Source organism: Streptomyces sp. NPDC051677, from assembly GCF_044453465.1.
Taxonomy (GTDB): Bacteria; Actinomycetota; Actinomycetes; order Streptomycetales; family Streptomycetaceae; genus Streptomyces.
Map to the genome: position 1 here is coordinate 13,513 of NZ_JBITCT010000060.1, position 13,079 is coordinate 26,591.

General features: G+C 68.7%; 11 protein-coding genes and 2 pseudogenes. 5 read left to right on the plus strand and 8 right to left on the minus strand.

Annotated features, from left to right (window positions below):
* Window positions 1–19: 19 nt before the first annotated feature.
* From ACIBAF_RS42445 to ACIBAF_RS42460, 4 genes are read right to left on the minus strand one after another with little or no spacing between them, the layout of a single operon-like run.
* Window positions 20–1,897 carry a hypothetical protein gene (locus ACIBAF_RS42445; protein WP_399470972.1) on the minus strand — a complete coding sequence of 626 codons (1,878 nt, stop codon included), beginning with the start codon at window positions 1,895–1,897 and terminating at the stop codon, window positions 20–22.
* 29 nt (window positions 1,898–1,926) lie between these two features.
* A complete protein-coding gene (locus tag ACIBAF_RS42450; RefSeq protein WP_399470974.1) occupies window positions 1,927–2,826 on the minus strand; it encodes a carbohydrate ABC transporter permease in 900 nt (299 codons plus the stop codon).
* 2 nt (window positions 2,827–2,828) lie between these two features.
* On the minus strand, window positions 2,829–3,734 hold the full coding sequence (locus ACIBAF_RS42455) for a carbohydrate ABC transporter permease (RefSeq protein ID WP_399470976.1): 906 nt from the start codon (window positions 3,732–3,734) through the stop codon (window positions 2,829–2,831).
* The gene (locus tag ACIBAF_RS42460; RefSeq protein WP_399470978.1) at window positions 3,734–5,068 is read right to left on the minus strand and encodes an extracellular solute-binding protein; all 1,335 of its coding nucleotides are present in this window, start codon (window positions 5,066–5,068) and stop codon (window positions 3,734–3,736) included. Before ACIBAF_RS42460 ends, ACIBAF_RS42455 begins: the two co-directional genes overlap by 1 nt.
* Window positions 5,069–5,408: 340 nt before the next feature.
* Between ACIBAF_RS42460 and ACIBAF_RS42465 the strand changes: the two genes are divergently transcribed.
* The 4 genes and pseudogenes from ACIBAF_RS42465 to ACIBAF_RS42480 form a co-directional block, all read left to right on the plus strand.
* On the plus strand, window positions 5,409–6,437 hold the full coding sequence (locus tag ACIBAF_RS42465) for a LacI family DNA-binding transcriptional regulator (RefSeq protein WP_399470980.1): 1,029 nt from the start codon (window positions 5,409–5,411) through the stop codon (window positions 6,435–6,437).
* Window positions 6,438–6,478: 41 nt separating this feature from the next.
* On the plus strand, window positions 6,479–9,139 hold the full coding sequence (locus ACIBAF_RS42470; RefSeq protein ID WP_399470982.1) for a family 78 glycoside hydrolase catalytic domain: 2,661 nt from the start codon (window positions 6,479–6,481) through the stop codon (window positions 9,137–9,139).
* A 473-nt stretch (window positions 9,140–9,612) separates the two neighbouring features.
* Window positions 9,613–10,038, plus strand: a complete 426-nt coding sequence (locus tag ACIBAF_RS42475) for a DUF5060 domain-containing protein (protein WP_399470985.1) — start codon at window positions 9,613–9,615, stop codon at window positions 10,036–10,038.
* Between the two features lie 157 nt (window positions 10,039–10,195).
* Window positions 10,196–10,378, plus strand: a pseudogene (locus tag ACIBAF_RS42480) (IS5/IS1182 family transposase); the annotation flags it as partial.
* Between the two features lie 15 nt (window positions 10,379–10,393).
* On the opposite strand, the gene ACIBAF_RS42485 reads toward ACIBAF_RS42480, so the two are convergent.
* On the minus strand, window positions 10,394–10,648 hold the full coding sequence (locus ACIBAF_RS42485) for a hypothetical protein (RefSeq protein ID WP_399470987.1): 255 nt from the start codon (window positions 10,646–10,648) through the stop codon (window positions 10,394–10,396).
* A gap of 230 nt (window positions 10,649–10,878) precedes the next feature.
* Between ACIBAF_RS42485 and ACIBAF_RS42490 the strand changes: the two genes are divergently transcribed.
* Complete coding sequence (locus ACIBAF_RS42490) at window positions 10,879–11,169, plus strand: hypothetical protein (RefSeq protein WP_399470989.1); 291 nt, start codon at window positions 10,879–10,881, stop codon at window positions 11,167–11,169.
* A gap of 72 nt (window positions 11,170–11,241) precedes the next feature.
* Here the strand turns inward: ACIBAF_RS42490 and ACIBAF_RS42495 are convergent.
* The 3 genes and pseudogenes from ACIBAF_RS42495 to ACIBAF_RS42505 all read right to left on the minus strand — a co-directional run bounded on the left by ACIBAF_RS42495 (window position 11,242) and on the right by ACIBAF_RS42505 (window position 12,906).
* A pseudogene (locus tag ACIBAF_RS42495) lies at window positions 11,242–12,092 on the minus strand (IS5 family transposase).
* A gap of 62 nt (window positions 12,093–12,154) precedes the next feature.
* Complete coding sequence (locus tag ACIBAF_RS42500) at window positions 12,155–12,640, minus strand: carbohydrate ABC transporter permease (protein WP_399470991.1); 486 nt, start codon at window positions 12,638–12,640, stop codon at window positions 12,155–12,157.
* Complete coding sequence (locus ACIBAF_RS42505; protein WP_399470993.1) at window positions 12,637–12,906, minus strand: hypothetical protein; 270 nt, start codon at window positions 12,904–12,906, stop codon at window positions 12,637–12,639. The genes ACIBAF_RS42500 and ACIBAF_RS42505 overlap by 4 nt, the downstream gene beginning before the upstream one ends.
* Window positions 12,907–13,079: the final 173 nt, after the last annotated feature.

Below are 13,079 nucleotides of genomic sequence, written 5' to 3' on the forward strand. Positions count from 1 at the left end.
AGGACGCCGCCCCCCTGGATCAGGTGCCGTTGACCGGCTGGGTGTAGGTGGTTCCGTCGATGGTCGTGGTGAGCGTGCCGACGGCCTGGAAGTTGTTCCCGAGCATCACGGACGGGCCGAGGGTGAAGCCGCCGGGGCCGGTCAGCTTGGTGCCGGTGTGCCGGCCGGACAGCGTCAGGTCCTCGGTCCAGGTGACGCAGGCGAGGGCCGAAGCGGTGCCCGGCGTGCAGCCGAGCGCCGTGCTGGAGACGCGCTCCACCTTCTCGGTGCCATTGATGACGTTCGTGCCGTCGTCGCTGTAGTTGTGGTAATCGACGCCGATGCTGAGAGTCTGGGTACCGGTGCTGGTGATCCGTACGGTGGCCGAGCCGCTGTCCGTGCCTCGCAGGGTGTACGTGCCGGTCGGCACCGGTGCGGCGTGCGGCGGGTTCTCGCCCTGCTTGTACGGGACGCCCCAGGTCTTGTCGGAAACCGGCGCGGGAGCCACCGGTGCACTGGGCTTGAGGTCCGGGAAACGGGCGATCATCAGGCGGCTGTTACGGCCTCCGGGTTCTGCCGAGTCGGCGCAGCGGTGTGGTGTGGGGTTGGCGCCGCAGGCCAGGTTCTCGGTGTAGACGACAGCGGTGCTGTCGGCGAGCCACGCCGGGTCGGCGGCGATGTTCCAGTTCGGGTCGGATCCGGCGTTGATCTGGAAGCCGCGGCCGGTCCTTGAGTCGACGAGCCAGGGGGAGAAGTAGCGGCGGTTGCCGTTGTTGCGGATCCCCGAGATGTACGGGGCGGTGGACAGCTGGGCGGTGAGCGGAGGCACACCGGGCAGGCCGGAGATGAAGTCGAGGCGTCCGGAGCCGTTGACCTCCTCGGCGAGCAACCACCTGCCGTCGGGGGACATCGCCATCGGGTCGGTGTAGTGGGCCTGCCGGGTCAGCGGCCGGGAGCTGCCGGTGGCCAGGTCGGTGGCCCAGGCGTCCATGCTGTCGGAGTTGAGGCTCTGGATGCCGAGGGTGGCCCGTCCATCGGCGGTGAAGCCGCGCGGTTCGCCGACCATGCCGGCGTGGTTGAACCGCAGCTGGTTGCCCTCCTCGACGACCATCGGCTGGTAGGCGGGCAAGGAGTTGCCCAGGACGGAGACGTCGGTGAGGTGGTAGCGCCGGTTCTGCTTGTCGTAGGCGAGGCGGTCGACGTACGGGATTTCCGTGAGGGCCCGGAAGTCGACGACGTTGAACACCATGTGCACCCCGTCGGGGCTCAGCCGCCACTCCCGGCCGTTGTTGGCGCCGTTCGCGTCACGGGTGAACAGCGGCTTGTCGTTCCAGTAGATGGGGGTGATACGGGTGCGGGCGGGGGTGCAGCGCGGGTCGGTGACCGCGTAGTCGGCTCCGTCGGGGCCGCATTCCAGGATGCCGTTGCTCACCAGGACGCGCCTGCGGTCGGGCAGTTCGTTCGCGGGCGGGTAGATCAGCTGGCTGGTGTCGATGTCCGATCCGTACGACACCCCGCAGGTGATGCACTTCCACGCCTCGCCGTTCGGGAAGGTGGCGCCGTCGGTGCGGACGACCAGGACCTGATTGCCGGTGTAGACGCTCGCGGGCCCGGTCGCCGGTGCTCCGGCGTAGGCGATCCCGAGGAACACGTACCTCGGGTTCCTGGCGGGGCCGGGTGTTCCGATGCCGCTCCAGTCGGCCGAGACGCAGCCGGTGGGGTGGGTGCACACCCCGTCCGCCGGGACGGTCGGCGGCACCGGCAGTTCCCTGATGGCGACCCGCGGCGGGTTCGTCGCGGGCGACGCGTCGGCGGCCTGGACCTGGGTGCTGGACATGGTGGCGGCCAGCAGCAACGCCGCTGCGGCCGCGGCTGCTCTCGCGAGGGTGGAACGAATTCTCCGTACTCGCATGATCATTTGCAGCTCCCTCACGGGTCGTTGCCTTCTCACTTGAGCGCTCCCGCCGAAAGCCCGCTGATGATGTGCCGCTGCGCGATCGCGTAGAAGACGACGATCGGCAGCACCGCGATGAGGGAGGCGGCGAGCAGGATCTGCTGTTGCGGGGAGTCCGCGGAGACGAAGTTGGTGAGCCCGCGTTGCACCGGCATCAATGAGCTGTCGTTGAACAGCACCAGGCCCATGAGGTACTCGTTCCAGACCGCCATGGCCTGGATGACGGCCACCGCGACCAGGCCCGGTTTGGCGAGCGGGAGGATGATCCGCCAGAAGGTGCCGAGCAGGGAGGCGCCGTCGATGGCGGCGGCCTCCTCGAGCTCCTTGGGCTGGCTGGCGAAGAACCCGCGCATGATCAGGATGGAGATCGGCAGCCCGCCGGCGATGAGCACGAGGATGTAGCCGATGCGGGTGTTGGCGAGCCCGAGCTCGATCAGCAGCTTGTACTGGGCGATGAACGAGGCCGGCATCGGGATGATCATGATGACGAGGAGGGCGGACACGACGGCGCCCCGGCCGGGGAACTCGATGCGCGCCAGGGCGTACCCGGCCAGGCTCGCGATGACCAGGATCCCGAGGACCGCGGCCGCGGTGTAGAGGAGGCTGTTGGGCAGGTACTGGCTGAAGCCGCCCTCGTTCCACGCGGTGGCGAAGTTGCCCCATTCGAAGGGGTGGGGGATGGGGTCGGTTCCCTTGTACAGCTGCTCGGCGCTCTGCAGGGATCCGCTCAGCACCCACAGCACCGGCACCAGAGCCTCGAGCGCGCCCGCGATCAGCAGCGCGTACAGGGCCATGCGGGGTCCGCTCAGGCGCCTGCCGCGGCGCCGCGGGTTCGGCGTCGGCGGCGGCCCCGCCGTCTTGGGCTCCCGTGCCCGGTCGAGAAGCGTGTTCACTGTCAACGTCCCTTCCCCGTCCGGGAGTCGGTGCTTCCGCCGAGCCTGCGGGAGACCCACAGCTGGACGCAGGCCAGGGCGATCAGGCACGCCCCGAAGATGACGGACATCGCGGCGGCCCGGCCGTACTCGTAGTACTGGAAGGCCTGTTGGTAGATGTGCAGGGTGGGGACCTCGGTGTGGCCGGCGGGGCCGCCGTTGGTGAGCACCTGGACCGTGCCGAAGATCTGCAGGCCGCTGAGCAGGGTCAGCACGCTGACGATGCCGGTGACGTGAGACATGCCGGGCCAGGTGACGTGGCGGAACTGGGCCAGTCCGCGGGCCCCGTCCAGTGACGAGGCCTCGTACAGCTCCTTGGGCACGTCCTGCCGGCCGGCCAGGAAGAGGATGAAGCCGAAACCCCAGTGGTACCAGACGAACACGGCGGCGACCGCGATCACGGCCGTCTTGGGGTCGCCCAGCCAGTTGTGCTGAAGACCGTCGAGGCCGACGGCCTTCAGCATCTGGTTGACGACCCCGATGTTCGGGTCGAGGAACCACGAGAACATCACACCCACCACCACGGTGGAGAAGACCCCGGGCAGGTAGTACACGGTGCGGAAGAACGCGGACCCTCGGCGGGCGCGGTGCACGGCAAGGGCCATGACCATCGACACCGCGTTGGCGACGATCAGACCGACCACGCCGTAGAAGACGGCGTTCTTCATCGAGCCCCAGAACTGGGTGTCGTGCAGCACATAACGGTAGTTGTCGAGCCCGACGTACGGCGTGTCCAGGCTCACCCCGTCCCAGGACTGGAAGCTCAGCAGGATGCCCTGCACGAACGGGACCACCGTGAACATGGCGATCATGGCCAGCGCCGGCGCCAGGAAGAGCCAGGCCGCCAGCACGCGACTGCTGCGCCGCATTACGCGCTCTTCTGCGCCGCGTCGAGGTCGCCGAGGACCTGGTCGACCGTGCGCTCCTTGAGGACGAGCGCCTGAGTGCCCTTCTGCAGGGCGGTGTTGACCTGCTCCAGAATCTGGTTCGGGACGAGCTGGTAGTCGGAGATCTTCGCGGCGATACCGGCCAGCTGCGGCGGGATGTCCTTGTCCGACACGGCGCGCGCGGAGGGGATCAGCGGGACCCCCTTGGACCAGGCCTGCTGCTGCTTGGCATCGGTCAGCCACTTGAGGAACTTCAGCGCCTCGGCCGCGTTCTTGCTGCGAGGGTTGACCGCCGCGCCCTTGGCGGCGCCGCCGACCAGACGCGGGGTCTGGGTGCCGTCGTCGGCCTTGGGCAGTGGGAAGGAGCGGAAGTCCGTGAAGTCCGGGGCCGTCGCACGCGCCACGCCGACGGCCGAGGTGCCGTCGAAGATGGCCGCGACACCCTGGGTGTTGAAGAAGGCCTTCTCCACGTTGGGGTTGTCGGTGTTGCCGCTCGGCAGCGAGCCGGTGGCGATCACGCCGGCGTCCCGCAGGTCGACCACGAGCTGCAGGGTCTTGCGCCAGCCCTCGCTCTTCCAGCTGTTCTCGCCCACGAAGGTCGCGTTCAGCTCCTCGTCGGACATGTAGTTGGACGCGTACGACTGGATCACCTGGTTGGAGAGGCTGGTCGCGAACCAGAAGGGGCCCTTCCCGGACTTCTTGATCTTCCGCATCTGCTCGATGAACTCGCTCATGGAGGCGGGCGCCTGGTCTGGATCGAGCCCCGCGGCCTTGTACATCGCGGCGTTGACGAAGATCCCGAGAGCCGGGGTCTCCCAGTGGGCGCTGTAGATGCCCGGCTTCACATGCTGCGAGTTGTCCGCCACGAACGTCGTGGTCTTGAGCGTGGCGGGCCGGAAGCTGTCGCCCCAGCCGCCCTTCATCTCGGCGGTCAGGTCCATGGCCCAGCCGGCCTTGTAGTAGGGGGCCATGGAGTGGCCGTCCACCGCCGAGTACATGTCCGGCATGTTGCGGGACTGCGAGCTCGACTGGAGCTTGGTCAGGAAGTCCGTCGGGCCGACGTCGTCGATCCTGATCTTCACACCGGTCTGCTTGGTGTACTGCGTGGCCAGCGCCTTCAGCGTCGCGGCCTGGCCCCGGGACTGGTTCATGAAGACGACCTCGGAGCCGCCGCCCGACGAGCTGCTCCCGCCCGACCCGCAGGCGGCCAGCGTGGTGGCGGCCAGTCCGCCGCCGACGGCGCCGAGGAAGCCGCGCCGGGACAGGAATGTGGCGGCGGCCGGCGAAGCCGCCTCCGCGGTGTGGTCTCGCCTCATCGCGAGTCCTCCTCCATGGGTCGGTGACGATGTTGTCGTGGGGCGCCGGGTGCCGGACGGAAAACAGACCGAGGCGGCGCGGGAGGGTGGCCGGGACTCAACGACGTCCTGAGCGGCGCACCGAAAATGTATGGCGCAGATGAGCGAAACTGATTTCTCTGCGAACTGCTGACGGTGAACGTTAGGTACGCCCAAGACTGTCGTCAACCCTCTGGGCGCCGCTCATTTCAGCAGTCTTTTCCCGCGAGTTGAATCCGATAACTCACCGAAAAATGTTTCGGTGCTACTGTGCTCCCCGCGGAGAAGTATTCTGTCCGGCACGCTCGTCAAAGGGGGAGTCATGGCATCCACTTCCAGCCGCGTGACGCTGGCGCAGATCGCCGAGCACGCCGGTGTCTCGGTGGCCACCGTCTCCAAGGTCATCAACGGGCGTCCCGACGTCGCCCAGCAGACCCGCGACCTGGTGCTGGACCTGATGCGCCAGCACAACTACGGCGGCAACCGCGACGACCTGCGCGCGCACCCCACCGTGGAGCTGTTCTTCGGCTTCGAGCGGCTGAGTATCTACCACACCGAGATCATCCAGAGCGTGGTGGACGCCGGGGCCCGTGAGGGCGTCGCCGTGGTGGTCAGCAGGCGCGGCGAGCACGATCCGGCGGCCGACCCCGCCGCCTGGGCCCGAGGCCTGGCCGCCGCCGGCCGTCGCGCGGTCATCACGGTCACGGCGAACACCCTGTCGGGCCCGATCCTCGAAGCCCTCAACCGGGTCCGGCTGCCAGTGGTGCTGCTCGACCCCGAGGCCCTGCCCGACGGCTCGATCGTCAGCGTCGGCGCGACCAACTTCGCCGGCGGCAACGCCGCCGCCACCCATCTGCTCTCCCTCGGCCACCGCCGGATCGCCTACCTGGGCGGCACCGAGCACGCCTGGTCCAACCAGGCCCGGCTGCACGGGTTCCGCAGCGCGATGGAGGCGGCCGGCGTGCCAGTGTCGGGTGAACTGATCCGCCACGCCGGCACCTTCCACGCCGCCGAGGGCGTCGAGCACGGCGGGCGGCTGCTGGCCGTGGACCCCGCGCCCACCGCAGTGTTCGCCGCCTCCGACGAACTGGCCGCCGGTCTCATTGAAGCCGCCCGCCTGCGTGGCCTGCGCGTACCGGACGACCTCAGCGTCGTCGGTTTCGACAACACCCCGCTGGCCCGGGTGATCTCACCCCCGCTGACCACCATCCACGGTCCCGTCCTGGAGATGGGAACCGTGGCCCTGCGTACCGCGCTGCGCCTGGCCGCCGCGGAGGAGATCGACTCCCATCACGTCGAGCTGGCCACCCGCCTGGTGGTCCGCGACTCGACCCGGGCGCTCCACTCCTGAACCGATCGGCCACCCACCCGGAAATGGAGGCGATGGCACTCATGGCCACGCCCGCTCCGTACGACCTCGCGATCGACTTCGGCGGTGACCTCTTCCCGGTCTCCGGCAGCCGACCCCGTCTGTCGTGGAAGCCCCCCACCGGCATACCGGCCCACGCCGCCCACGAGCTGGAGATCCATGTCGAGGGCCGGCCGCCGCTGACGACCCCCGCCCACGACCATCTGTACGTCGACTGGCCGGCCCCGCCGCTGCGCAGCGGCGAGCGCGTCCGCTGGCGTGTCCGCTCCCGCGGCGAAGCGCAGATCTCGCCGTGCAGCGCCTGGCACGAATTCGAGGCAGGTCTCCTCGACGAGGACTGCACGGCACACTGGATCACCCCCGCCGCCGATCCGGAGAACGCACGCCTGGCCCCCGGAACCCGCCCCACGTATATCCTGCGCACCACCTTCACCACCACCGAGCCGGTCCGCGCACGTCTCTACTCGACGGCCCTGGGCGTGTACGAGGCCTTCGTCAACGGCGAGCGGGCGGGCACCGTCGAACTCGCGCCGGGCTCGACGTCGTACGACCGCACCCTGTACGCGCAGACCTCCGACGTCACCTCGTCTGTCCGCCCGGACTCCAACACCATCGAGATCGTGCTGTCCGACGGCTGGTACCGAGGCCAGGTGGGCGCCTTCCGCAAGCCGGCCGGCTGGGGCGAACTCCTCGCCGCCCGCCTGGAGTTGCATCTGGAACTCGCCGACGGGACGCGTCAGGTCGTACGCACCGACGAGCACTGGACCTCGGCCCCCAGCCCCATCACCCGGGCCGACCTGATGGACGGCCAGATCACTGACTTCCTCGCAGCCCGCGGCCCCGAACGGCCGGTCCTCGTCGACGCCGTCACCGCGCCCCCGATCGACTGGTCCCCGGCCCCGCCGGTACGCGTCATCGAGGACCGCCCCGCCACCTCACTCACCCGGCTGCCCGACGGCGCCTGGATCGCCGACTTCGGCCAGAACGCCTCCGGCTGGCTCGTCCTGAGCGACCTCGGCCCGGCCGGCACCCGCACCGTGATCGACCACGGCGAGCACCTCGACCCCGCAACCGGCGGCCTGACCACCACCCACCTCGACATCCAGCGCCCGGGCGACCCGGTGACCGTCTTCGTCCAGCACGACGAAGTCATCTCCTCCGGCGCCGCGGGCGAGGTCTTCGAACCCCGCCACACCGTGCACGGATTCCGCTACGCCCGCCTGGAGCGCGGCGAAGTCCCGCTGGAAGCCTCCAGCCTGACCATGCGGGTGGTCCACACCGACCTGCGCCCCGCCGGCACCTTCGCCTGCTCCCACCCGGACCTCAACCATCTGCACGAGGTCGCCCGCTGGAGCTTTAGAGGCAACGCCGTCGACGTGCCCACCGACTGCCCCACCCGCGAGCGCATCGGCTGGACCGGCGACTACCAGGTCTTCCTCCCCAGCGCCACACGCCTCTACGACGTGTCCGGGTTCAGCCGCAAGTGGCTGCGCTCGGTCCGCGACGACCAGCTCGACGACGGACGCATCGCCAACTTCTCCCCCGACGGACGGCGCGCCAAGCTCCGCGGCGACCAGCGGCTGGACATGATGGCCGGTTCCGCCGGCTGGGGCGACGCCGTCGTGCTCGTGCCGTGGCATCTGTACGAGACCTACGGCGACCACCAGGTCCTCGCGGAGAACTGGGACGCGATGGTCCGCTGGGTCGAGTGGGCACTGAACACGGCCCGCACCGCCCGCCACCCCTCCCGGGTGGCCCGCTCGGCCGAACCCCTGCCCCACGAGGAGTTCATCTGGGACGGCTCCTTCCACTGGGGCGAATGGAGCGAGCCGGCACCCCGCGCCGCGGACGGCACGCCCATCGAACCGGCCCAGGACGAGCCCGAGGCCTGGATGAAGACCGACAAGGGCGAGGTCGGCACCGCGTTCCTGCACCTCTCGGCCCGCACCCTCGCCAGGATCGCCCGGGTCCTGGGCCGCGAGGCCGATGCCGCCCGCTACACCCGGCTGGCGGAGCGGATCAAGGAGGCATGGCGGACGGAGTTCCTCGACGACACCGGCCGCACCACCGTCGACACCCAGGCCGGCTACGTCCGCGCCCTCGCCTACGGCCTGGCGCCCGAGGAACTGCGCGACGCCGTCGCCGCGCGGCTGACCGAGCTCATCGAGGCGGCCGGCACCCACCTGGGCACCGGTTTCCTCTCCACCGCCCACCTGCTGCCCGTCCTCGCCGACACCGGCAACACCGACCTCGCCTACCGGCTGCTCCTCCAGCGCAGCTCACCCTCCTGGCTCGGCATGCTCGACCGCGGTGCCACGACGATCTGGGAGGAGTGGGACGGCGTCGACGAGAACGGCGACGCACACGCCTCCCTCAATCACTACAGCAAGGGCGCCGTCATCGGCTTCCTGCACACTCACACCCTCGGACTGCGGCAGGCCGAGAACTCGGTGGCCTGGGAGCGGTTCGTCGTCGCCCCCGTACCTCACGCCTCCCTCGACTGGGCGCGCGGCACCTTCGACAGCCCCCGCGGCACCATCGCGGTCGAATGGCGTACCGACGGCGACACCCTGCACCTCACCGTCGACGTGCCGCCCACCAGCACAGCCACCGTCGTCCTCCCCGACGGGAAGGAGCTGACGGCGGGCCCGGGCCGGTTCCAGTACCCGCCGGTCACGAGCTGACGGGAGCGCCAGCGCCGTTCGGTCTCGTCCAGGACCGCGGGCGCAATGCCGCCGTATGAGACCTGGCCGGCGTCGAAGCACCGAGACGCCGGCGCCACCGGCAACGGGCGACGAAGAATCCGGGGGACTGCGGGGCCCCACCATTCGCTCTTTCCGTACCCGTCCACGACCCCCAGGAGCCAGCATGCCCTACGGCCCAGAGCCCGTCCTCGGTGCGATCCTGCGCGACACGCAGGCCGAAGCCGTGCTCCGCAAACATGTGCCCCGTCTCGACGACGAGTTGACGACGGTCCAGTTCGGGCATGGAACGCTGCGGCAGGTGCTGAGCTTCATCGAGAGGCTGCGGACCGACCCCGAGGCCCAGGCCGCCCTCTTCGACGAACTGGCCACCGTCCCCGAGACGGTCAGCGAGCCGTTGTCTTCCCCCCGCCGAAGCGGTCGTCCTCCCGTCCCCCGACTACGAATCGGCCGATGTGCCCGTCGGCAGCGCCCAGTGCGTGCAGCGGGAAACCGCCACGCGCTGGCGGACATACGAGCTGGAGCTGCACGGTCCCGGACACGGCAACCCTTTCACGGACGTCGTGCTCCGGGCGGAATTCCGCCACGGAGACCGGACGCTGACCGCTCACGGCTTCCACGACGGCGAGAGGACCTACCGCATCCGGTTCCTGCCGGACGAGGAGGGAACCTGGACCTTCCGCACTGCGAGCAACGCCCGGTCCCTGGACTCGGTCACCGGTGCCTTCCACTGCGGCCCGGCGCACCCGGACGACCACGGGCCCGTGCGGGTCCACGAGCGGTTCCACTTCCGCCACGCCGACGGCACCCGCTACTTCCCGGTCGGGACCACCGCCTACGCCTGGACCCACCAGGGTGACGAACTGGAGGAACCTCAGTAACGGTCACAAGCACCACCGCCACGGTCACGGACCACCCTCGATTTCCAAGATCCCCGACAGCGTGAGGCACTCACCAGCTCGCCGACGCGTCCCGGCTGCGCGCGGTGCTGGATCCGTCTCCGAAGCCGCCGCACAGTTCGGCCACCGTCTGCGGCGAGGCTGCCATGGCGGGCGCCCACCCGGCTTCGACGCGGAGGCCTACAAGCAGCGCAACACCGTCGAGCGGTGCATCAACCGCCTCAAGCAGTGGCGCGGTCTGGCCACACGAACCGACAAACTCACCATCGCCTACCAGGCCGCACTCCACCTCGCCGCCATCCTCATCTGGGCAGGACGCTGACCAAAGAGGCAGAATCTAGTGGCCACTACAATTGGCGGCAATGTCTTCCAATTGCACCTGGAGTTGGGCTTCGTCGAGCTTTATTCTATCTTCCAGTTCTTCAATTTCCTCCCTCAACTGTTGAGCCTTTATTGGATCCGTTTCATGCTTGAGCTTGAGTGCGGAGAGCTTTTTTCTCTCGTCCCTTAGTTCCTTTTTGCTTAGCTCGGCATCGTGCCTCATCTGGGCGCAGATGTCAGTGCTAGAGCCGGCGTGAGGTGTCGTTGCCATGTCGGCCTCTCTCCCACATAGGGGCGGATGGCAGGCAGTGCGGTCCGCTCTTTCTAGCGTCGCACCGCCGTGCAGTCCACGCATCTGGGGGAGTTGGGATGGACCTCCACCAGCCGGGCCCGCCGCAACCGAAACGGCGAGGCTATTGTGGCCCAGGATGCCGGCGAACTCGGGCGTTGGCACCGGGCGGCATTGGCCCTAACCCGACTGGATTGGAGGATTCCCGAACTATGCCTCAGCTGCACCGCTTCGACAACGACAGTAAGATCGGCGACGTCTCCAACGAGCAGCTCCGGTTCCTCATCTACCAGCTCGCGAATGACGAGGACACGGAGTTCTACGTCGACTACACCATCCTCAAATCCCTCGCCGACATCGGGGCCGACCGGATGCTCATCGGCATGCTGGAGAATTCCCTCGGCCACCACTCCTGGATGAAGTTCACCTGGATGCACGGCCCACCTACGCCGTGGATCCAGATGGTGCCTGTCAGACCCGGCCGCAGGGGCGGCCGGGTCTGACAGGGGTTCGTGAGTTCATCCATCACCCCGCACCGGACTCGGCATCGCAGTTTGAGCTGCCGCTTACAACGGCTAACACAATGAGCCGAGTTGTCGGTGGGTGATCAGGCAGGAGGCGAGTTTGAGGAATGCTTCGTGGATGTCGGCCCGTCGTCCCCAGCGGATCCGCAGTAGTCGGAAGCCGTGCAGCCAGGCGAAGCTGCGCTTGACCACGCATCGGTAGGTACCCAGTCCGGTGCCATGTCGTGTGCCGCACCGGGCGATCGCGGGCACGATGCCTCGGTCGCGGACCTGGTCGCGGTAGATGTCGTGGTCGTAGCCCCGGTCGGCGAACAGCGCGTCGGGCTTGCGGCGCGGACGGCCAACCCGGCCGCGGACCGGCGGAATCTCATCGAGCAGGGGCAGCAGCTGGGTGACATCGTTGCGGTTGCCGCCGGTCAACAGGACCGCGAGCGGTGTGCCATGCCCGTCGGTGATCAAGTGGTGCTTCGAGCCGGCCCGCCCGCGGTCGACCGGCGAAGGGCCCGTGTGCTGCCCCCTTTTAGGTCCCTGACGTGGGAGGAGTCGACCACGCAGCGGGACCGGTCCAGCCGCGAGGCCGCGTTCAGCTCTGCGAGCAGAACTTCGTGGAGTCGCTGCCAGACGCCGGCCTCGTTCCAGTCCCGCAGCCGCCGCCAGCAGGTCATGCCAGAGCCGAAGCCCAGCTCCCTGGGCAGGTACTCTCACTGGATGCCGGTGTGCAGCACGTACAAGATCCCGCACAGCACCTCCCGGTCCGGCAGCGGCTTGCGGCCCGGGTACCGAAAGCGCCGCTCACGCTGCGGCAGCAGCGGCTCCAAGCGGTTCCACAGCTCATCCGACACGATCCACGGCGATGTCCCCACAACGGGGCGAACCCGCAACTCCTGCCCTGGACACGGCAAGCAGCAGCGATCCACCTCGTTGTGTTAGCCGTTGTTAGCCGTTGTTAGCGGGCATTGCTTGGTCACTTGAGCGCGCCGGCGGACAGTCCGCTGACGATGTTTCGCTGCGCGATGGCGTAGAAGATGACGATCGGCAGCACGGCGATGACTGAGGCGGCGAGCAGGATCTGCTGCTGTGGGGTTTCTGCGGAGACGAAGTTGGTGAGCCCGCGTTGCACCGGCATCAGGGAACTGTCGTTGAACAGCACCAGGGCCATGAGGTACTCGTTCCACACGTGCATGGCCTGGATGACGGCCACCGCGACAAGACCTGGCTTGGCGAGCGGGAGGATGATCCGCCAGAAGGTGCCGAGCAGGGAGGCGGCCTCGATGGCGGCGGCCTCCTCGAGCTCCTTGGGCTGGCTGGCGAAGAACCCGCGCATGATCAGGATGGAGATCGGCAGCCCGCCGGCGATGAGTATGAGGATGTAGCCCATCCAGGTGTTGGCCAGGCCGAGCGCGATCATGAGCTTGTACTGGGCGATGAACGAGGCCGGCAGGATGATCATGATGACAGGACGGCTGCCACGATCGCCCCTCGCCCCGGGAACTCGATGCGGGCCAGCGCGTAGCCGACGAGACTGGAGATGATGAGGATCCCGAGGACCGCGACCGCCGTGTAGAGCAGGCTGTTGGGCAGGTACTGGCTGAAGCCACCCTCGTTCCACGCGGTGGCGAAGTTGCCCCATTCGAAGGGGTGCGGGATCGGGTTCGTTCCCTTGTACAGCTGCTCGGAGCTCTGCAGGGAACCGCTCAGCACCCAGAGCACCGGCACCAGTGCTTCCAGGGTGTCGGCGATCAGCAGGGCGTACAGCGCGATCCGCGGTCCGCGCAGGCGGCTTCGGCGGCGCTGACCGCCCGCCCTGCGTCGGCTTCGGCGCGGTCTTGGTCGTCGAGCACTGGGAGGTGATGCAGCAGGTCCCGGTCCGAACGCCCTCATCGGCACCG

Excerpts from the sequence above, each read along its gene's own strand:
- ACIBAF_RS42455 (WP_399470976.1), bottom strand. The coding sequence starts at position 3,734 with ATGCGGCGCAGCAGTCGCGTGCTGGCGGCCTGGCTCTTCCTGGCGCCG.
- ACIBAF_RS42485 (WP_399470987.1), bottom strand. The coding sequence starts at position 10,648 with ATGGCAACGACACCTCACGCCGGCTCTAGCACTGACATCTGCGCCCAG.
- ACIBAF_RS42500 (WP_399470991.1), bottom strand. The coding sequence starts at position 12,640 with ATGATCATCCTGCCGGCCTCGTTCATCGCCCAGTACAAGCTCATGATC.
- ACIBAF_RS42445 (WP_399470972.1), bottom strand. The coding sequence starts at position 1,897 with ATGATCATGCGAGTACGGAGAATTCGTTCCACCCTCGCGAGAGCAGCC.
- ACIBAF_RS42460 (WP_399470978.1), bottom strand. The coding sequence starts at position 5,068 with ATGAGGCGAGACCACACCGCGGAGGCGGCTTCGCCGGCCGCCGCCACA.
- ACIBAF_RS42470 (WP_399470982.1), top strand. The coding sequence starts at position 6,479 with ATGGCCACGCCCGCTCCGTACGACCTCGCGATCGACTTCGGCGGTGAC.
- ACIBAF_RS42465 (WP_399470980.1), top strand. The coding sequence starts at position 5,409 with ATGGCATCCACTTCCAGCCGCGTGACGCTGGCGCAGATCGCCGAGCAC.
- ACIBAF_RS42490 (WP_399470989.1), top strand. The coding sequence starts at position 10,879 with ATGCCTCAGCTGCACCGCTTCGACAACGACAGTAAGATCGGCGACGTC.